The 20,914-nt window shown below is 37.7% G+C and carries 15 protein-coding genes; 10 read left to right on the top strand and 5 right to left on the bottom strand.

Annotation, left to right across the window (positions count from 1 at the left end):
- Positions 1 to 10: 10 nt before the first annotated feature.
- Together pgl and edd are read left to right on the top strand one after the other, a co-directional pair.
- Complete coding sequence (gene pgl, locus NPX99_RS04525) at positions 11 to 748, top strand: 6-phosphogluconolactonase (protein WP_269030712.1); 738 nt, start codon at positions 11 to 13, stop codon at positions 746 to 748.
- A 66-nt stretch (positions 749 to 814) separates the two neighbouring features.
- On the top strand, positions 815 to 2,638 hold the full coding sequence (gene edd, locus NPX99_RS04520) for a phosphogluconate dehydratase (protein ID WP_269030711.1): 1,824 nt from the start codon (positions 815 to 817) through the stop codon (positions 2,636 to 2,638).
- Positions 2,639 to 2,685: 47 nt separating this feature from the next.
- Here edd and folD read toward each other — a convergent pair whose 3' ends face one another.
- Positions 2,686 to 3,585 (bottom strand): bifunctional methylenetetrahydrofolate dehydrogenase/methenyltetrahydrofolate cyclohydrolase FolD, encoded by a 900-nt coding sequence (gene folD, locus NPX99_RS04515; RefSeq protein WP_269030710.1) that lies wholly within the window; start codon positions 3,583 to 3,585, stop codon positions 2,686 to 2,688.
- Positions 3,586 to 3,909: 324 nt separating this feature from the next.
- Here folD and NPX99_RS04510 point away from each other — a divergent pair, with 324 nt between their 5' ends.
- The 4 genes from NPX99_RS04510 to NPX99_RS04495 all read left to right on the top strand — a co-directional run bounded on the left by NPX99_RS04510 (position 3,910) and on the right by NPX99_RS04495 (position 10,042).
- Positions 3,910 to 5,790 carry an AsmA family protein gene (locus NPX99_RS04510; protein WP_269030709.1) on the top strand — a complete coding sequence of 627 codons (1,881 nt, stop codon included), beginning with the start codon at positions 3,910 to 3,912 and terminating at the stop codon, positions 5,788 to 5,790.
- A gap of 480 nt (positions 5,791 to 6,270) precedes the next feature.
- Positions 6,271 to 7,014, top strand: a complete 744-nt coding sequence (locus tag NPX99_RS04505) for a 16S rRNA (uracil(1498)-N(3))-methyltransferase (RefSeq protein WP_269030708.1) — start codon at positions 6,271 to 6,273, stop codon at positions 7,012 to 7,014.
- Positions 7,015 to 7,082: 68 nt separating this feature from the next.
- Positions 7,083 to 8,456 (top strand): glutamate--cysteine ligase, encoded by a 1,374-nt coding sequence (locus NPX99_RS04500; RefSeq protein ID WP_269030707.1) that lies wholly within the window; start codon positions 7,083 to 7,085, stop codon positions 8,454 to 8,456.
- 230 nt (positions 8,457 to 8,686) lie between these two features.
- Complete coding sequence (locus tag NPX99_RS04495; RefSeq protein WP_269030706.1) at positions 8,687 to 10,042, top strand: L-cystine transporter; 1,356 nt, start codon at positions 8,687 to 8,689, stop codon at positions 10,040 to 10,042.
- A gap of 15 nt (positions 10,043 to 10,057) precedes the next feature.
- Here the strand turns inward: NPX99_RS04495 and NPX99_RS04490 are convergent, their stop codons facing one another.
- Positions 10,058 to 10,942, bottom strand: a complete 885-nt coding sequence (locus NPX99_RS04490; protein ID WP_269030705.1) for a methyltransferase domain-containing protein — start codon at positions 10,940 to 10,942, stop codon at positions 10,058 to 10,060.
- A gap of 188 nt (positions 10,943 to 11,130) precedes the next feature.
- On the opposite strand from NPX99_RS04490, the gene NPX99_RS04485 reads away from it, so the two are divergent.
- Together NPX99_RS04485 and grxC are read left to right on the top strand one after the other, a co-directional pair.
- The gene (locus NPX99_RS04485) at positions 11,131 to 11,916 is read left to right on the top strand and encodes a ComF family protein (protein WP_269030704.1); all 786 of its coding nucleotides are present in this window, start codon (positions 11,131 to 11,133) and stop codon (positions 11,914 to 11,916) included.
- Positions 11,917 to 11,962: 46 nt separating this feature from the next.
- Complete coding sequence (grxC, locus tag NPX99_RS04480; RefSeq protein ID WP_269030703.1) at positions 11,963 to 12,217, top strand: glutaredoxin 3; 255 nt, start codon at positions 11,963 to 11,965, stop codon at positions 12,215 to 12,217.
- A gap of 20 nt (positions 12,218 to 12,237) precedes the next feature.
- On the opposite strand, the gene ubiG is transcribed toward grxC, so the two are convergent.
- Positions 12,238 to 12,981 (bottom strand): bifunctional 2-polyprenyl-6-hydroxyphenol methylase/3-demethylubiquinol 3-O-methyltransferase UbiG, encoded by a 744-nt coding sequence (gene ubiG / locus NPX99_RS04475; RefSeq protein ID WP_269030702.1) that lies wholly within the window; start codon positions 12,979 to 12,981, stop codon positions 12,238 to 12,240.
- A 169-nt stretch (positions 12,982 to 13,150) separates the two neighbouring features.
- On the opposite strand from ubiG, the gene NPX99_RS04470 reads away from it, so the two are divergent.
- On the top strand, positions 13,151 to 14,407 hold the full coding sequence (locus NPX99_RS04470; protein WP_269030701.1) for an aspartate kinase: 1,257 nt from the start codon (positions 13,151 to 13,153) through the stop codon (positions 14,405 to 14,407).
- 915 nt (positions 14,408 to 15,322) lie between these two features.
- Here NPX99_RS04470 and nhaA read toward each other — a convergent pair.
- A complete protein-coding gene (gene nhaA / locus NPX99_RS04465; RefSeq protein WP_269030700.1) occupies positions 15,323 to 16,684 on the bottom strand; it encodes a Na+/H+ antiporter NhaA in 1,362 nt (453 codons plus the stop codon).
- A gap of 151 nt (positions 16,685 to 16,835) precedes the next feature.
- Positions 16,836 to 18,527 carry a hypothetical protein gene (locus NPX99_RS04460; RefSeq protein WP_269030699.1) on the bottom strand — a complete coding sequence of 564 codons (1,692 nt, stop codon included), beginning with the start codon at positions 18,525 to 18,527 and terminating at the stop codon, positions 16,836 to 16,838.
- A gap of 373 nt (positions 18,528 to 18,900) precedes the next feature.
- Here NPX99_RS04460 and NPX99_RS04455 point away from each other — a divergent pair, with 373 nt between their 5' ends.
- The gene (locus NPX99_RS04455; protein ID WP_269030698.1) at positions 18,901 to 20,673 is read left to right on the top strand and encodes an SLC13 family permease; all 1,773 of its coding nucleotides are present in this window, start codon (positions 18,901 to 18,903) and stop codon (positions 20,671 to 20,673) included.
- Positions 20,674 to 20,914: the final 241 nt, after the last annotated feature.

Raw genomic sequence — 20,914 nt, 5'->3', positions numbered from 1 at the left:
AGTAAGAAGTGTGCGTGGAATGAATATTGACCGTTTAAATTTTGAAACACCGACGTCCCTAGCTTTAGCATTAGCTGATCGTGTTGCAGCAGAGCTTAGTGTGGCTGTTCTTGAGCGTAAGCGCGCAATTTTAGCAGTTTCTGGTGGTAAAACACCAGAATTATTTTTTCATTATTTGTCAAAAGCTGATATTGATTGGCAAAATATTATCATCACTTTGATTGATGAACGCTTTGTACCTACTCAGCATGAGCGTTCAAATGAACATATGGTACGGTGTCATTTATTACAAAACTTTGCGTCTAAAGCACATTTTGTAGGACTTTATCATAAAGCAATCACTGTTGAACTTGCAGCTTTTTCAGCTGCTAGTCGTATTAATACCTTGCCTAGACCATTTGATGTTATTGTTTTAGGAATGGGGAAAGATGGACATACTGCTTCTTTTTTTCCTGATGCCGATCGTTTGAAACAAGCGCTTGATCTTCAAACGCAGGCGCTCGTTTTGCCACTTCATGCAAAGAGCGCTTTAGAGCCAAGACTTACGTTAACTTTGCCAGTTATCATACAATCTCGTTGCATACTTCTCCATTTTGAAGGTTTTCAGAAACGCGATTGTTTTGAAGAAGTTTGTCAGGATGGGGATGAAATGAAAATGCCTGTTCGTGCGGTTTTACGCAATGCCCATCACCTTGTTCAGGTTTATTGGTCACCCGATGAAAATGAAATAAGCGAAGTGAAAATGTGATACAGATTTAGAGAACACGCAATCTCTCGTTAATGATGGAAAGCGTAAATGAGGGGGTATAAAATTATGGCACTTTCTAAAACAATTGCTACGGTTACAAGAAAGATTTATGAGCGTTCTTTACCAACACGAGAAATTTATTTAGATCGTATTGCTAAGGCGTGGGAAAATCGTCCTAAGAGAAGTTTTTTAGGATGTGCCAATCAGGCTCATGGGTTTGCGGCCTGTGGTCAAATAGACAAAGAGCGATTAAAGCGTAATATTGTTGGAAATATTGGTATTATCACTGCATATAATGATATCCTTTCATCACATCAACCTTTTTCGTCTTTTCCTCATCTCATTAAAGAGGCTGCTCGTATGGTTGGTGGCGTTGCACAAGTGGCAGGTGGTGTTCCTGCGATGTGTGATGGTATAACACAAGGAAATGCGGGAATGGAGCTTTCTCTTTTTTCCCGTGAAGTAATTGCAATGGCGACCGCTATAGGTTTATCACACGAGCTGTTTGATGCTGCATTGTATCTTGGGGTTTGTGATAAAATCGTACCTGGTTTAGTAATTGGAGCGCTCACATTTGGTCACTTACCAGGAATTTTTATTCCTGCGGGTCCTATGACAAGTGGGCAAAGCAATGATGAAAAAGCCAAGATACGCCAGCTTTACGCAGAAAATAAGATAGATCGCCAAACATTACTGGAATCAGAAGCACGTTCTTACCATGGACCAGGAACCTGTACATTTTATGGAACTGCTAACTCAAATCAGATGATACTGGAGATGATGGGACTCCATATGCCGGGAGCTTCTTTCATCAATGCGAATACACCGTTGCGTGATGCTTTAACAAAGGAAGCCACTCAGCGTGTACTTGAAATGACAGCCCTTGGCGATGATTATAGTCCCCTTGGTATGATAGTTGATGAACGTTCTTTCGTGAATGCTCTTGTAGGATTAAATGCGACAGGAGGATCGACTAACCATGCAATTCATTTGATTGCTATGGCTTCTGCTTGCGGGATTCAGTTGACGTGGCATGATATTGCAGAAGTTTCTTCAGTTGTTCCTCTTTTAGCACGGATTTATCCTAACGGTTTATCGGATATCAATTATTTTCATGCCGCTGGTGGTATGGGATTTGTTATTCGCGAGCTCATTGAGGCAGGGTTAGTGCATGAGGATGTTTGTACAGTTTTTGGTAAAGATCTCAATGCTTATGCAATTGAAGTAAAACTTTCTGCTGATGGCAGCGTAATGCGTGTGCCTGCTCTCAAGGAAAGTGGTGATCAGAAGGTATTAGTAGGGTGGAAAAACCCCTTTCAATCTGATGGTGGTATACGTGTTTTATCAGGAGATTTAGGGACAGCTATTATTAAAGTTTCTTCTGTTAAATCTGAACATTGGCGAATTGAAGCACCAGTTCTTGTCTTTGATGATCAAGAGGGACTACAAAAGGCTTTTAAATCTGGAGCGTTGAATGACAAAGACTTTATCGCTGTCATCCGTTATCAAGGGCCAAGAGCCAATGGCATGCCAGAACTTCATAAATTAACGACAATTTTAGGTCTTTTACAAGATCGAGGTCAAAAAGTAGCGTTAATAACGGACGGACGTATGTCAGGTGCATCAGGGAAAATTCCAGCAGCAATCCATGTAACACCAGAAGCTTTGGATAATGGTCCCCTTGCACGTTTGCAAGATGGCGATATCGTTTGTCTTGATGCGCATGTGGGAGAATTAGCTCTTTTGGAAGATTTGTCAAAATTTCATGCACGAACGATCACGCCTCCTGATCTTTCAAAGAACGAATATGGTGTTGGGCGTGAGCTTTTTCGTGTTTTTCGCCAATCCGTTAATCGTGCAGATCAAGGAGCATCTGTTTTTATGGCGTGAGTAAAGGAATATTCATTGCAATTAAAATTGAATATGCATAAAATTTCTTAGAATTTTGGTATAGGAAGATTGTGTGCTCGAGCAGCTGCTTTGAGTGTGTTAACCATGAGCATGGCAATTGTCATAGGTCCAACTCCTCCTGGAACAGGGGTAATTGCAGCAGCTTTTTCTTTTATTGCTTCAAAATCGACATCACCAACAAGACGTGTCTTGTCTATACCTTTTTCTGGAGCTGCAATGCGATTAATGCCAACATCAATAACAATGGCACCATTTTTAACCCAGTCTTTTTTAATCATTTGTGGGCGACCTATAGCTGCTACTAAAATATCGGCACTACGACATACATCATCAAGGTCACGCGTACGACTGTGGGCAATTGTTACGGTAGCATTTGCTGCAGTTAAAAGAGCGGCCATAGGTTTTCCTACAATATTAGAGCGTCCAATAACAACGGCATCAAGACCGGATAAATCTCGTCCGCATTGTTGTTCAATCATCATCATAGCGCCTGCTGGTGTACAAGGAATGATAGCATCTTCAAGGTTATTGGTTGCGAGTTTTCCTACATTGATATAATGGAAGCCATCAACATCTTTTTGGAAAGCAATGGCTTGTGTTATGCGGTTTGTATTGATATGGGCAGGCAGAGGAAGTTGCACCAAAATGCCATGGATTTTAGGGTCAGAATTTAACGCAGCAATGCGCTGAAGAAGTTCGGGTTCTTGTGTTTCTTTGGAAACCATATGTTTAATTGAAAAAAAACCACATTCTTCGGCTTTCTTGCTTTTTGATGAAACATAAACCTGACTCGCGGGGTCGTTTCCGACAATAATGACGGCGATACCAGGTTGTATATTGTAGTTATTGCGAAGTTTTGTTGTTTCAGCCTTAACTTTTACAATAATCTCTTCAGCGAGCTTTTTTCCGTCGATAATATTATTCATTGAGAGAGATCCTTTCAATAGGGCTGTTTATTTTTTTGTAAAGCATTTTCTGACAAGACAATAGCGTTTTATAGCAATATTCTTATGAGAACAGTAAAGATTGGTACGATAATATTATGTATTTTATAATTTTTGACAGCTTTTAAAATAATCACTTTGTAAAGAAGCAGCAACATTGCTGTTCTCATAAACTTTGGATAAGAACAAGAATAATGAAGTTGTTAAATGAAATAAGGCAAAGTTTAGGATTATAGGAAGTTTTTTAACGATCATTTAAGTTTGCTTTTAATCTTGTTAATAGGAGTGAGAGTGTAGAGGAAGATTGTGTGCATTAGAATAATAAAATTTTTGAGCGGAATTTTTATTACAATTATTTTATTGTTTGGAGTAGGTCTTTTTGTTTTACCTTATCTTGTTTCTACCGATACGATTCGTATTCGTTTAGCACAGGATTTGAGTGCGTGGACGGGTTATAATGTGCAATTGCGTGATCCGCCACGATTGAATCTTTTTCCTTCCCCTAAAGCACTTCTTTCTGGTGTTACTTTAACATCAAAGATAAATCATGTTTTGCCGTTGATGGAAGCTGAATCAATAGAGGTTGATCTTTCTTTAATTGATCTTCTTTTTGGACATGTTTCTTTTTCAGAAACGCGAATTGTGCATCCTCAGTTTGTTATGGAAAAGCCTGTTAAAACAGCTGCAGATTTTTTTGATAGTTTTTCACGATCACAAGGTGCATTAGGATTAGCAATACGCAGTGCTCGTGAAATATTGAAGCATAATCCTGACCATCCTGATATAGAGCGTCTTTTAAAGCAACCGTTTGGGCGGATTGTGGTTGAAAATGGTGTTCTTGTGTATCATGATCGCCTTTCCAGAATAGCAGAAAAGATAACGGGTTTAAATGCGACCTTAGATTGGCCCGAATCGACGCAGGAAGTGAAATTTCGTGCGGTTGCTCGTTGGCGCGGAGAGTTAACTAAATTATCAATTGATGCCAATCAAGCGTTGCTGCTTTTAGCAGGAGGGAAAAGCCAGATTAAGGCAAGTCTCAATTCTGTGCGTGGTGGTGTAACCTTTATAGGGCAGGCACGATTATCTGAATATTATCGTTTTGATGGAAAGCTATCGATGCGTTCTCCTGGTTGGGATCAGACATTGTCTTGGATGGGAGGTAATCAGTTTTGGGGGCATAGATTAAAAGCACCTATTGTATGGGATTCTGGTTTTTTAGCACAGCCAATGCATATCCAAATGAATAATGTTGTATTTACGATGGGTACAGCAAATGCGCGTGGAGCTTTAGAAGTTGATTTTCAGGACTATGTCCCAATTGTAATGGGATCTTTAGCATTTGATAACCTAGATTTTAATGTTTTGGGATCAATGTTTTCTTCTGTTAAAAAACAGGATTCATTCCTTGATATGGAAATTTTTGATCGTATTGGAGTGGATATACGGCTTTCTTCGCCACAAGCAAAAGTAGGAAAATTCGCACTTACGAATTTAGCTGCTGCGATACAAATAAAAAATGGGCATGGTATTTTTGATCTGGGACATGCAAATGTTTTTGGTGGCTCATTGCAAAGTAATATTGAAGTTATACCAACTGGGAAGAAAATGCATATTAGAGGACACATTTCAGGAACTTCTGTTGATATACAAACTGCTACAGAGGCTCTGAGAATGACTCCATTTGCACAGAGCAAAGCAAACTTTACTATGACGGCAGAAACGTTTGGTAGTTCTTGGTCAGAAATCTTTTCGAAGATGCAGGGTAAATTAACATTGAAACTGTCTTCTGGTCGATTATTAGGATATGATTTGAATGATTTACAGATGAGACTTTCAAAAAATGAGCAATTTCTCTTAATGGGGAACGAAGCTCTTTCAACAGCTTTTGATCTCTGGGATATTCAAACAACGTTTTCAAACAGTACGATAAAGGTAATAGAATCATTGATGCGTACTGCAGATTGGAGTTTATCCATTTTGGGAACAATTTCATTTTCTATTATGCAAGATCTACAGAATGAATTTAGATTGCAGGCACGATTGCGAAAAACGCATAGCTCAGAAACGCTCTGTCAGGATATTCAATGCCTTGCTAACAGTCTCGTTTGGCCTTTTACTTTTTCTTTTAGTTCTGAAGGACAAAAACGCGGCAATTTTTTGGTCAAAAAAGACATTTATGTAAATTGACCGCTATTTTTTGGTACTGGTAAACATTAAAAAAAACTGTTAAAAGTCTTATGTCATTATAAAATTCTTGGAGATAAGTTTTCAAGTACTTATTGGATCTCTGAAGAAATGCCATAACCGTCTTTAGTGACGGGAAACTTCCCATCAGCTCCTACGGAGCCGATTCCTACAGTAATTAGAATAAAAGCCAATAGGCTAATGATAGTGATAATTGTAGCTTTTTTAGCAGACATATTTTTCCTCAAACCATGTGACCCAAACCATGTGGTTTATGATTGAATGCAAAGGTGAATAATGTATTTCTATAAAATTTCAGATAAGCAGAATCACTTAGTGACCCATTTGTTCCAACTATTATCTCATAAAGCGAAAAAAACTCTATAATTCTTTAATATATTATAGTTCTATAGATATAATTTTCTCTTTTTGTTATATGTTTTTTATCTACCCGATGATTATAGTTAATTTTGGCACAATTCTATGCGCGTAAATTATAAACTTAAAAGGTTATTTATTCGACAACCACTTGCTTTGAATGAAGTAATCAAGATAGAGGGAGCGCAAGCTTCTTATCTTATACATGTTTTGCGGATGCAAGAAGGCGCTGAAATTTTACTTTTTAATGGACAGGATGGTGAATGGCTTGCTAAACTCATCGACATTAAGAAAAAGTTTGTTGTGCTTCAGCTTATTCATCAGGAAAGATTGCAAACAGCGCATTCGAATCTCATTTATTGCTTTGCTCCACTAAAAAACGCGCGTTTGGATTATATGGTGCAGAAAGCTGTGGAAATGGGGGTATCGATTTTGCAGCCTGTTATAACACATCACACACAAGTTACGCGTATCAATATAGCGCGTATGAAAGCTAATGTTATTGAAGCTGCAGAGCAATGTGGTATTTTATCTGTACCTGAGTGTATTTCTGCTGTCTCATTACCGGAGCTCTTAGCACATTGGAACGAGGCTCGCCCTTTGTTCTTTTGTGATGAAGCGCACAAACCGCGCAATTCATTGCATCTTTTAAAAAAGTATGAAATGACGACGTTTGGTGTTCTCATTGGTCCAGAAGGCGGATTTAGTGAGGAAGAGCGGAACTTATTAAAAAAACAGCCATTTGTGATTCCGATATCTTTAGGACCGCGTGTTTTACGCGCTGACACTGCAGCTGTTGCTGCTTTGGCTCTTCTTAATGTTACCGTGGGGGATTGGTCAATTCATTGAGAAGTTCGTAGAATCATTCTAAATGATTGATTTAAAATGATGGAACTGATGATAGGATACAATAAGTTATGGCGCTTGATATAACGGATGAAAGTGAAATTTATAACTTAGATTCCTTGGTTAGCTATTTCCAAGAGGGGTGTAAAGCAGAGCATGATTGGCGTATTGGTACAGAACATGAAAAATTTCCGTTTTATATAGATGGTTTTCGTCCTGTTCCCTATGAAGGTTCTAAAGGAATTCGCGCACTTTTAGAGGGAATGCAAGAAGCTTTAGGATGGCAGCCTATTGTGGATGAGGGAAACATTATTGGGCTGATAGGATCAGTTGGTCAAGGTGCTATTTCTTTAGAACCTGGGGGACAATTTGAATTATCTGGTGCACCATTGAAAACCATTGGTCATACTTATTGCGAGGTGACGGAGCATTTAGCTCTTCTCAAAAAAATTTCAGGACCATTGGGTATTGGTTTTCTCGGTATGGGGGCTAGCCCAAAGTGGACTTTATCTGAAACGCCGCGAATGCCTAAGTCGCGTTATCAGATTATGACAAATTATATGCCAAAAGTTGGTCATAGTGGACTTGATATGATGTATCGCACATCAACGGTTCAAGTGAATCTTGATTTTTCATCTGAAATTGATATGCGGCGAAAAATGCAAGTATCAATGAAATTACAGTCTGTTGCGACAGCCTTATTTGCTAGTTCACCTTTTACAGAGGGGAAACCTAATGGCTTTTTATCTTGGCGCTCAGAAATTTGGCGTGATACTGATAATCAGAGGTCAGGAGTTCTTCCTTTTGTATTTTCTGAGAATTTTGGTTTTGCGGATTACGTTGAATGGGCACTTGATGTCCCCATGTATTTTGTCGTGCGCGACGGTCGTTATTATGATTGTACACATATAACTTTTCGTCAGTTTATGAAAGGAGCATTAAGGGGACAAGTTACGAATTCAACCCCCAATATGGGAGATTGGGTTAATCATCTCTCAACTTTGTTTCCCGAAGTGCGCTTAAAACGATTTTTAGAAATGAGAGGTGCTGATTGCGGTTCTTGGAAGCATATCTGTGCGTTGTCGGCTTTTTGGGTTGGACTTCTTTATGATAGTGAAGCATTGAATGAAGCAGAGGCTTTGACAAAAGATTGGTGTTTTGAAGAAGTCTTGGATATGCGCAGACGTGTTCCTAAAGAAGGATTAAGAACACCTTTTCGTCAGACCATAATTTTAGAAATAGCGCGTCAGGCTGTTGCTATTTCACGCAAGGGTTTAAAAAATCGCAGACAGTATGATGCGGATGGTTTAGATGAGACAAATTTTTTGGTTCCTTTAGAAGAGGTAATTGCAATGGGCCAAACAAATGCCGATAGGTTTTTGTCTCTTTATCATTCTATTTGGAATGAGACTGTGGAACCTATATTTTTAGAATGCGCCTATTAATGTTTTCTTTGCAAAGAGAATTTTATAAAAATAGGAAAATAAGTTTACTTGATTTTTTATTTCCTTTAAAGAGTGATTAATAGATAAAAAATTCTCTTCTAACCTATAAATTAAAAAAATAATGATTTTGTAAAAGCGTTGCAAGCTTTATATTCCACTTTCCGATCAGGCATTGCTTTTGAGCTATGCATATTATTCAATATCAAGCATAACAATAGTGGGCATAAACAATGGCATTTAATTTTTTCATCAATTTATTTCTATTTGTTATTTTTTTATTATGGCTTGCTCAAAGTAAGAGGATGAAATGGAACCTTTCACTCCGTGTTATGCTCGGACTTATCCTTGGCATGATTTTTGGCAGTGTTTTACAGATTGTTTATGGAGCAGGTGAAGCCACCTTGTTGAAGTCTGTTGAATGGTTTAGCATTGTTGGTAATGGCTATATCTTATTACTACAAATGATTGTTATGCCATTGGTTTTTGTCTCTATCGTTTCAGCGGTTGCTCATTTGCATTCTGTTTATGCTGTTGGTAAAATGAGTATAATGACCATTTCAATATTGCTTTTTACAACTGCTCTTTCAGCATTGGTCGGTGTTTTTGTGGTTAATTTCTTTGGATTAACAGCAAATGGTTTGGTCCATGAAGGGCAAAATGTTTCAGCTCTTCTGGGGGACCGTATTGCTCAACTTGGAGATATGAATGTTCCAAAAATGATTTTATCCTTGATTCCTAAAAATCCATTTGCTGAATTAAGTGGAGCCAAGCGTACATCAATTATCAGTGTTGTTATTTTTGCATCCTTTTTAGGAGCGGCGGTTCTTCTTTTAAAGAAAGATGATTCAGAAAAGGGAGAAAAAGCGCTTTTATTTATTCAAGTAGCACAAGCTTGGATTACGCGATTAGTTCGTATTGTAATTGCTTTGACACCTTATGGTATTTTTGCCCTTATGACGAAGGTCGGAGCAACCTCACATATTGCAGATATTTTAGATTTATTGGTTTTTATCATCGTTTCCTATGTTGGCATTATTCTTATGTTCGTAATTCATGGTATTTTGCTTGGCATATCAGGGATTAATCCTTTTCGTTTTTTCAAAAAAGTTTTACCGGTTTTGACATTTGCTTTTAGCAGTCGTTCAAGTGCTGCAAGTATTCCTTTGAATATTGAGGCGCAAACGCAATGGATTGGTGTACCACAATCAATTGCGAGTTTTGCAGCTTCTTTTGGGGCAACAATTGGACAAAATGGTTGTGCAGGCCTTTATCCAGCGATGCTTGCGACAATGATAGCACCTTCTATGGGTATTAATCCCCTTGATCCTACTTGGATTGCTACTCTTGTTGGTGTTGTAACATTGAGTTCTATTGGTGTTGCTGGGGTTGGTGGAGGAGCTATTTTTGCTGCATTGATCGTATTGCCAATGATGGGGCTTCCTGTTTCTTTGGTTGCTGTCCTTATGTCTATCGAACCCTTAATTGATATGGGGCGTACAGCTCTCAATGTCAGTGATTCAATGTTAGCAGGAACTATAACCAGTCAAATATTACGGACAACGGATAAAACCATCTTTGAAAAATAATTTTTCATGTTGAGGCTATGGTTTTTGGAGCTGTTTTACTAAAGCATCTGCAAGAGATATTTGTGCTGAGCCAGGTTGGAGAGGTTTTTGCTGATTTTGATGAGGTGACCAACCAGAGAGCCAGATGAAAGAAAAATGCGCGCGAATACGTCCATCTGGATCACTAAATCGTTGTGCATAGATTTCTGCTGCGCGGAGAAAAAAGCGCTTGGATACAGGACGTCTTGAGCGATTGATAAGCGCATTTTGCATTCCCATAGCTTTGAGATCATGTATAAGGTCAAACATTGTATTGTAGCGTATTGTGATAGTTTCAATGTCTGCTACAGGGAGAGCAAAACCAACACGTTGTAACAGAGCACCTACATCACGAATGTCGGCAAAAGGATAAATTCTAGGGCTTGCCCCACCATAGATTTCCATTTCGGCTTGTAGTAAGCATTCACGTAATTCTACAAGTGTACCCGCTCCCGCCATAACAGCCAGAAATAAACCATCTGGTTTAAGGGTGTTTTTTATCTGACGAAGAACACCAGGGGTATCATTGGTCAATTGTAATGAAAGAAGTGAAACAATAAGGTCACAATAATTTTGAGGAAAGTCGAGAAATTCTCGAGGGCGTAAATGAAACTTTTTGTCATGGCTTTGATAAAGAATGTCCGTTTCAACGCGTTCTACGGAATGAACTTTTCCAGATTGTAAGAGAGTTTGCGCTGCAAGATCTGTATGACTATGTAAATCAAGAGCTAATGTAAAGAAACGATCCACAGTACTGAGACGTTTACGAAGATCCTCGGCCAGGTAGGACAATAAAAAGTCACACCCTTTTTTTGCTTTTTTAAAAGCACGTTTGCGGAATTGTTCAATCCGGTCATGATCAAAAATGAAAGGGTGTGGCATATGGTTAAGTCCTTTCAATCTATAATTCAAAGTATATTTTATAAAGGTTCATTTTGCGCAAGATCTGTCAAGCTTGTGATGTGAAAAGAAAAACAAATTTATAAGAAGTAAGAATTTTTAAAGGAATTAAAATTAAAAAAGAGAAAAGATTTTTTATGCAGGGAAAGCTGTAAAAGCCTAAATTAATAATGTTATGCTTGCAAGGAGTGGCTTTAAATAGCGGAAATATATTAAGCAAGTTCATTGAACGTTTGCTAACAATTTTGTATCCGCCGATTTGTCCTGGATGTAAACAAAGTGTTTCTGCTTATGGTACGATTTGCCCCGAGTGTTGGAAAGATCTTCAATTTATTACAAAACCTTATTGTCCTGTTATGGGAATCCCTTTTGTTTGTGATATGGGGGATGGTTTTCTCAGTGGTGAAGCTCTTCGGAATTCTCTTCCTTTTTCGCGTGTTCGCTCGGCTATTGTTCATAAGGGGGTAGCACAAACGCTGGTAACGCGATTGAAATATGGTGATCATATAGAAATGGCATCTTTTATGGCGAATTGGATGGTCTTTGCTGGGCGCGAGATTATTAATGACTGTGATGTTATTATTTCCATTCCTTTGCATTTTCGTCGTTTTTTACAGCGACGTTATAATCAATCTGCTGAACTTGCTCGTTATATTGCAATCGCACAGAAAAAACATTTTAAGCCCGGCTGGCTTGTGCGTTGTCGACATACCCGTCCGCAAGTTAGTTTATCTGCTAGGGAACGAAAATTAAATGTACTGAATGCTTTTAAAGTGCCGCGTAAAGTTAAAAAATATCTAGAGGGCTGCTCTATTTTGTTGATTGATGATGTTTTCACAACCGGTGCGACAGTTACAGCTGCAGCTGAGACATTAAAACGCGCAGGTGCGCGACGGGTTGATGTGTTAACATTTTCGCGCGTATTAAAAGAGGACTCTGTGTTTCCTAGTTCTTGAAAGAAGCTTAAAGTTAATAGTATTTTGAAAGCATTGGAGAATAATCATGAAAGAGATAACACTTTATACACGTCCTAACTGTCCTTACTGTATGAAAGCACGTGATTTGCTTGATAAAAAAGGAGTAAAATATACAGATATTGATGCATCAACGTCTCTTCGCCAAGAAATGGTACAGCGAGCAAATGGACGTAATACATTTCCACAAATTTTCATAGGTGATTATCATGTCGGCGGTTGCGATGATCTTTACGCTTTAGAAAATGAAGGGAAACTCAATTCTTTATTGCAAGACGCATAGTCATTGTAGATTACATCAGCTCAAGACTTTTTTGCGAGAAGCATATAATTGATGCCCAAATCGTTCGAGCGATTCCAGCTGTCGTTTAATGGATTATAAGTAATGCCGATCTTATCAATGACAGTCAGAGCATTTTTTGATAAAAGGCTTTTAAGTTCCTGAGGTTTTAAGAACTTTTTATAGTCATGGGTCCCTTTGGGAAGCCAGCGTAAAATGTATTCAGCACCTACAATAGCGAGTCCCCATGCTTTCCATGTACGGTTGAGTGTTGAGACAAACATCAACCCTTGTGGTTTGAGGATTTTTGCTGTAGCTGCCATGAAGAGGTTAACATCAGCTACGTGCTCAACAACTTCCATATTGAGGATGATATCAAATTGCTCTTCTTCATTGGCGAGTGCTTCTGCAGTTGTTGTGCGGTAGTCAATAGAAAGTCCATTTTGTGTGGCGTGGGTTTTTGCGACTTCAATATTGGTTTGTGCAGCATCAACTCCTACAACCGTAGCGCCAAGACGTGCCATTGGTTCACATAACAAACCACCTCCACAGCCAATATCAAGAATTTTTAAATTTTCGAAGGGCATAAGTGAGATAGGATCGCGATTAAATTCTAAACAGATTTTTTCTCTAATATAAGCAAGACGTGTTGGATTGAATTGATGAAGTGGGCGAAATTTTCCTTGCGGGTTCCACCATTCAGAAGCAATATGCGAGAAGTGATCAATTTCATTCTGATCAATTGTGGTATGTGTTTCATTTATCATATCGCTTTCCTTGTATTTTTAAGTCAGATAGATTTTATCTAAAGTCAAAAGAAAATAATATAAATATAACTAAACTTGCACAAATGACAGATATTCTATATGTGAAAAAGTGGTTTGTTGATATGGGAGTAAGTTCTTATTCTCACTGTTAAAGGTAAGAGTGTTATTAATGGCGCGGATTGTCATGAAATTTGGCGGAACATCTGTAGCAGACATTGAATGTATTCAGAATGTTGCACGGCATGTTAAAAGAGAGGTGGATGCTGGCAATGAGGTTGCAGTTATAGTATCCGCGATGGCTGGAAAAACCAATGAGCTTGTTCAGTGGACATGTGACGCCTCACCAATACAGAGAGATGCTCATGAATATGATGTTGTTGTTGCTTCTGGTGAACAGGTAACAGCAGGCTTGTTGGCTCTTACACTTCAAGAAATGGGAGTCAATGCGCGTTCATGGCTTGGTTGGCAAATACCTATTCACACGGATGGTGCGCATAGTCGTGCGCGTATTACAGATATTGATGGCTCTTTTTTGATAAAGCGTTTTCAGGAAGGACAAGTAGCAGTTATTGCTGGTTTTCAAGGGATAGCTCCGGATAATCGGATTTCTACCTTAGGGCGTGGGGGATCAGATACGAGTGCTGTTGCTATAGCGGCAGCGATACAAGCTGATCGCTGTGATATTTATACAGATGTGGATGGTGTTTATACAACAGATCCACGTATAGAACCTAAGGCACGTCGTTTACCAAAGGTTGCTTTTGAAGAAATGTTGGAAATGGCTTCTCTTGGAGCGAAAGTTTTACAGGTACGTTCTGTTGAATTGGCAATGGTTCACAAAGTTCGTACTTTCGTGCGTTCAAGTTTTGAGAATCCCGATGCATTAGGCATGGGGGATTCAATGAATTCTTCTGGAACACTTATTTGCGATGAGGATGAAATTGTGGAACAACAAAATGTTACTGGTATTGCTTTTGCTAAGGATGAGGCACAAGTCTCTCTCCGTAGACTTGCAGATCGCCCGGGGATCTCTGCAGCAATTTTTGGTCCCTTAGCTGAAGAGCGAATTAATGTCGATATGATTGTGCAAAATATTTCTGAAGATGGCTCCAAAACGGATATGACTTTTACTGTACCATCAGGCGATGTAGAGAAAGCTGTTGCACTTCTTAAGAAAAACCGCCAAGAGATTGGATTTGATGTTATCCAATTTGAAAGCAATCTTGCCAAAATATCGGTTATTGGGATTGGAATGCGCAGCCATGCAGGTGTTGCGGCTATAGCATTTCAGGCTTTGGCTGAAAAAGGTATTAATATTCAAGCAATTACAACTTCCGAGATTAAGATTTCTATTTTGATTGATAGTGCTTATACTGAACTTGCAGTCAGAACATTACATGCTGTTTATAATCTTGATAAGGATTAAATATTTTTTTCAACTCTAACAAAGATTTCCAAATGAGTATGAAGCGTTCATGTATGTAAGAAAAACGAAGGACTCTTTACATAAATGTTTAGAGAGAGAAAAGTGCGCTACTCTTTCAAATATGTCTGTTAGAGAAATCTTGGTGAAAGCTGAGTTAGAATATCGAGCGCATAGATTTTATTATTTACGCAATGATGTAAAACAAATTCGATAAGATATATTCCATTGATGTTTGCTTTTCTCAGATGATTATTTAGAATTTTCCGCATTTCTTGCAGATCTAATTTTATTCTTATTTGAGAGAAAGTAAATATCTAAAGGATTTGTGCAGAAATTATTCGTAGAGAAATACTTCAATTGGGAGAATAAACTAAGCTTTTTTTGCATACATGATTTATGGTGCTTGATTTATCTTCTTTTATTATTAAGGGATTATTTGCGTCAAATGCAACAAACAAACTCCTCATAGTTTTCAATAAACAAAGTGATATGCGTTTTATTATCGGAAATCACAGTATAAACAGTTATAGTGATAGTAAATTGAGACGCTTGAAATTTCCATCCACGATTTTAGTACAAATAATTACAATAAAAAATTTGTCCTATATTTTTTGTCTGCTTATTATCTTTCTACTCATTATACATGTGCATTGATTGGCCAAGATTTCAATGTTTCAATCATGTGAAGACATACTGTAATGCGGCAAAATTGCACGTTCGTTTTATTTAAGTCTCTTTCATAAAATTGATCAGTTGAGTGAAATAGGTTTTAGGGCGTGAGATTTTTCACTTGTTGATCAATGAAGATATCAAATATTCCCCCTTAATTTATTTCTATCATTATAATGAATGATGCTCAATAAATGAACCAAATCATTTTTTTAAAGTTTACATAAAGATGTATTGTTACTTGGTTTATTGAAAACTATGAGGAGTTTGTTTGTTGCGTTTGATGTAAATAACTCCATATCCAAGGCCGACAAGAGCAGATAAACCCGATCCACAAAGGACACCAATTTTTGCGGAGTCAAGCAGGATAACATCTTTAAAAGCAAGCATTGAAACAAAGATAGACATTGTAAAGCCAATTCCTGCTAAAAATCCAATGAGCAAAACACCAGTCCAAGTCATTTGAGGAGGCAGGCGGCATAGCCCTGATTTTACGGCTAGATAGCTAGCAGCAATGATTCCAAAAGGTTTCCCAACAAAGAGACCAATGACCACACCAAGCACGATTAAAAAGGATTCATGAGAAGAAAGATCGAAATTTGCAAAACTAACACCAGCATTTGCAAAGGCAAAAATTGGCATCACGCCGTAGGCAACCCAAGGATGCAAGGCTTTCTGAACACGCGTTACTGGAGCAATCATATCACGTTGTCCTTTGCGCATCTTTTTTAATGCAGTTGAGATATGATGTAGATCTGTTTTTGTATTTTTTTCTTGGAGGACTTGCATTGCGTTGCTTAACATGGTGAGCGGAGCTACCAGAGTACGGGTAGGAAAAACAGGAGTCATCATCCCTAAAATCACACCAGCAAGTGATGGATGAACACCTGTCGCCATTAATCCCCACCAGATGATTGCACCAGGTAGAATGTAAAGCCACGCCGAAGCGAGTCCAATCCATTGAAAAAATAATACTAAAGCAATCCCTGCTACTGTAATAAAGAGACCACTGGGATCAATATTCGTTGAGTAGAAGAAAGCAATAATAAGAACAGCGATAATATCATCAATAATTGCTAAAGATAAAAGAATGATATGAAGATTAGAAGGAATTTTCTTGCCAAGAAGAGCCAGAATTCCGAGTGCAAAGGCGATGTCTGTAGCTGTTGGGACTGCCCAACCATGCGTATGTCCCCCATTAAAGTTAAAACTGAGATAAATAATTGCAGGAAGACAAACTCCACCTATTGCTGCAACAATTGGCAAAACTGCTTGTTTAAAATCGGCGAGAGCACCTTCATGAATTTCGCGTCGGATTTCCATTCCCGCAACAAGAAAGAAAACAGTCATGAGAGCATCATTAACCCAGAAATGCAAATCCCAAGAGAGGGTAAAATGACCAAAATTAAAGCCAAAGGGTGTATGCCAGAAGGATTCATAAAGAGAGGCATATTGAGAATTAGCAAAAATGAGTGCGGCCGCCGCCGCTAACAAAAGAACAATACCGCTGAGAGCTTCAATATGAAGAAAGCGTTCAATAGCGGAAAGCGCTTGATTTGTGACACGAGACGCGCGATTAGGCAAACGATTTGAAGATAAATCAGACATGAACAACTCCAAGTGTCGACAATTTTACCAATTAATTTTTTATATAAACTACTCTGTATGATGTTTTCTTATATCATACAAAAGAAAAAAGAGGAATAAAGCCCTTAAATTTACAAACAAGATCATTATGTTCAAAGCTAAATGCTATTTTTTAAGGTGATGTTTGATTTTTGACAGTGAGATGCACTTTATCCAAAACTTTGGACAAATCGTTTTGCAGAGCAGTTTCGAGATCAGCTATTGTAAGTCCTTTGTTATCTTTTGCTGTTATTTGAATAACCAATGTTTGTGGATTTCTAGCAAAGTCTCCAAGAGAATTTGAAATATTTTCAGCTTTTTCATGATCTTTTAGCAAAATTTGGGGGGTTTGTGTCATCATCAGATAGAAATTGTCATAGAGTTCTTTTTTGAGATCATGTTTTGTATCACCAAGATTTCGTGCGAGATAAGAAAAAAGTTTATCAATGAAACCAGCGTCTGTATATCTAATGTTAATATCAGTGACACTAAGGTCTTGAGAAGCAAGAGTCATTAAGTCTTTTTGAGCAGAAAAAAGTTTTTCATCAACATTAACAAGTTTTGCTGATACTTTTCCAGATCCAATATTTTTCATGTTGAAAGACATTGCATTAAGAGCAAGCGTACGTTTTTTTTCATCATAAGAAATATCAATTTTTTCTGAAAAATCAAAGTGTTCAATACCTATTTTTTTGAAGAGCTTTAAGTCTTCTTCTCTCATTTTTTTAGGTAAAACTGAAATATTATTGAAAGAGATAAGAAGTTTTTTGGGTATAGGTTGCTTCCATAAGCTTTGTGTAAACTGGAATGATTCGAGTGTTCCTTTAAATTGTGGTGTATCGATTTTGAGGTTATTCACTTCTGCATCAGCTAAGGTAATAGTGAGCAAGTTATTTATGAGAATATCACGTCGTGCTGTTTTTTCAGTTTTCTTGTTAGTTACTTTTTTTTCGTTCAGATAAGCTTTGATCAAATTTTCAGTTGTTGGCTCCAATGGTTTCACTTTAAAACCAGATGTTTTAAATTTACCAAGAGATAAAGAGATGTTTTTTTCTTCTCCTTCAAAAATATCAACGATTAGATTTTTCAGAGAAATAGGACCGGTAACATTTTTAATTTGATTGATAGAATTACTTTTTCCTAAAATAATAAAATCAGCATAGTTGATATCAATATTACGTGCTTCTATTGCATCACTTTTGCTAATAATATGCGTTTGTTTTTCACCATTCTTGGCTGTCATATTAAGGTCCATATTTTTGAAGCTAACAGAACCAATATGACCATTTTTAAAACCAGAAAGCTGAAAACCCTTTATCTCAAGTTTTTCGTTGAGTTCTTTCTTATCTTCTATAGAAAGCAGTATATTGGGCGCAACAATTGAGGAAAGTTCAATACGCATAATTGATTGCAAAATGTGGGATGTGATCGTAGTATCTTTTTTCTTAAAGTATACACTATTAAGGGAAATTTTGGGAATTTTTATGTGAATGTTATTATGCTTTAAGTCAACATTATAAAGTGTAAAAGTACCAGGAATAAAAGAAAAAGGAGGGCGGGCTGAAATGGCACCAATTTTAAGTGATGTATCAGCAGGAACTGGCAGTGTAACATTTGTCAAATTGACTTTGCCTATGATGCTAACTTCGGCTGTCTCTGCTTTTATAGAACGGCGGGCTATTTCTTGTTTTACAAAACTGTCAAGATAGGGTTTTGCTATATAAAAACCGCCGAAAACTACGATTGTCAGAATAGCAATAAATCCAATAATACATGTTAGCCAGTATTTTAAATTTCCTCGGTATCCACCATTAAGATTGGTCATTATTTCTTCTTTCACTTTTATCACTCTGTGTGATGCTTTATTTACTCTATGTGAGAATGTACACAAATTTCTTTAAGCAATGACAAAGGCTCTAAATATAGCATGCACCAACCCAATAGTTATCTCTTTTTATTCCCTTTCACGTTTAGAGTCATTCTGCTTTTTTTGCAAAACATTTTTATCAACTGTCAGCAATTTTGTTTGGTTTCAATATTTTATAAAAAAGCATTTATAACCAAAGAGAGAAGTATGTGCTGATCATAATTTATCACTCTAAAATGAACTTATGTTTGCTTTTATCTTGCTGCTTTTTATAGGAACAGTTAAAACAACATATGTGTTTATTGTAATCTAATGGGGAGAGATGGGTATCATGACAGGACATCAAATAATGGCTTTTTCTATCATTGGTCTCATGATGGTTGTTTTTATTTGGGATCGATTCCGTTATGATCTTGTCGCTCTTTGTACATTATTGGTTGCTTGCATTGTGGGGCTTGTTAGCCCAAAGGAGGCATTTAGCGGTTTTAGTAATGATATTGTTATTATTGTGGGGAGTGTGTTTGTTGTCAGTACAGCTGTATCGCGTTCTGGTATAATGGAATTTATTATTCAACGGATATGGCCAGATGTGAGATCAGTACGTCTTCAATTGGCTTTTTTAGTTATTTCTGTAGTGTTTTTATCAATGTTTGTTAAAAACATTGGTGCTTTGGCTATCATGCTTCCTATTGCTTTTCAATTTGCGCGTCGTTCTCAGGTTTCTCCTTCTGTCTTTTTGATGCCCATGGCATTTGGTTCTTTATTGGGTGGTCTTATGACACAAATAGGGACTTCTCCTAACGTTGTTATTTCAGCTATGCAAGAACGTTTAACGGGGTCTCCTTTTACCATGTTTGATTTTACTCCAGTTGGTGCGGCTGTTGCTACTGTTGGTATACTCTATTTGGTGTTTTTTTCTTGGCGTTTACCTGTACGTGTACGCTCAGGTGTATCGTTTGATGATGCTATTGATATTCGTAACTATATTTCAGAAGTACATATTCCAATAAATTCACCGATTGTAGGAAAAACGATAGTGGACCTTGTTAAACCATCAGGTGGTGATGTCATGGTGGTTCAAGTTATCAGAAACAAAGTTTCTATTTCGCCGTTGCCAGATTTTATTTTGTCTGAAAACGATATTGTTTTGTTGGAAGGTTCGCATACGGGGCTAGATAGTGTGATGAATTCTGCTCGTTTAGAATTTTTCTCTGGTAGGACTCTTTCTACGGGAGACAAGGACAGCGACATTGATATTATTGAAGCCGTTGTCACGCATAATTCCCCCCTTATTGGTATCAGTGCAAAAGAGTTTTCGTATTTTGATCGCTATGATGTGAATTTTCTTGCGTTAAGTCGACAACATGAAAGGGTGCGGAGGAGGCTTGAGGATATTGTTTTCCATCTTGGAGATGTGATTGTTTTGCAAGGACAAGAGAGGGTTATTCCCAATTTATTACGGGAACTGAAATGTTTACCCTTAGCAAAACGCAATATTGTGTTTGGCAATTTACGTCATGGTTTTGTATCTTTAGCTATTCTCTTTATAGCGATCATTTGTACGGCTTTTCATATTATACCCGTTTCCCTTTCTTTTTTCTCTGCTGCTATTGCCATGGTTATCTTTCGCGTTTTGCCAGCGCGTGACTTGTATCAAGCATTAGATGGCCAAATATTAGTTTTATTAGCAACTCTTATTCCGGTGAGTGAAGCACTAGAGAAGACAGGATGTACGGATCTCATAGGTCAATGGCTGAGCCAATTGGCGGTATTTTTTCCACCCTCTGGTGCATTGGCGCTGATGTTGGTTACAGCCATGTTGGTAACGCCATTTTTGAATAATGCAGCGACAGTTATGATGGTAGCACCAATCGCGTCAAGTTTTGCTCACTCTCTTCATTATAAGCCTGAAGCTTTTCTGATGGCTGTTGCAATTGGTGCAGGTTGTGAGTTTCTTACGCCTATTGGACACCAAAGTAATATGCTCGTGATGGCGCCAGGGGGATATCGTTTTAGTGATTATCCACGCTTTGGTGCTCCGTTGGCGGTATTGATAGTCATTGTTGCTGTTCCAATGCTCATGTGGATTTGGCCATTACAATAAAACATTTTTAGACACTGTGAGTGACAGCCAAAAGAGGTTATCAATCGAGTGAAACTAAGTTAAAGAGAAATATTTTGTACACAGAGTTTTACTTGAAGTTTGAATTTTAAATAGAGTTTTATCATGGAGTTTCCGCATTTCTTCCATTCTGGATAACGAAATTTGTTTATTTGGTAAAAATATTTTCAATCATAAAAATGAAGCAATGTCTCTTTGTGAAAGTTTTTTAATGGATTGCTTT

The organism is Bartonella sp. 220B (genome assembly GCF_026930205.1).
In the GTDB taxonomy this organism is placed as follows: Bacteria; Pseudomonadota; Alphaproteobacteria; order Rhizobiales; family Rhizobiaceae; genus Bartonella.
This window is presented reverse-complemented; position numbering and strand designations above follow the sequence as displayed.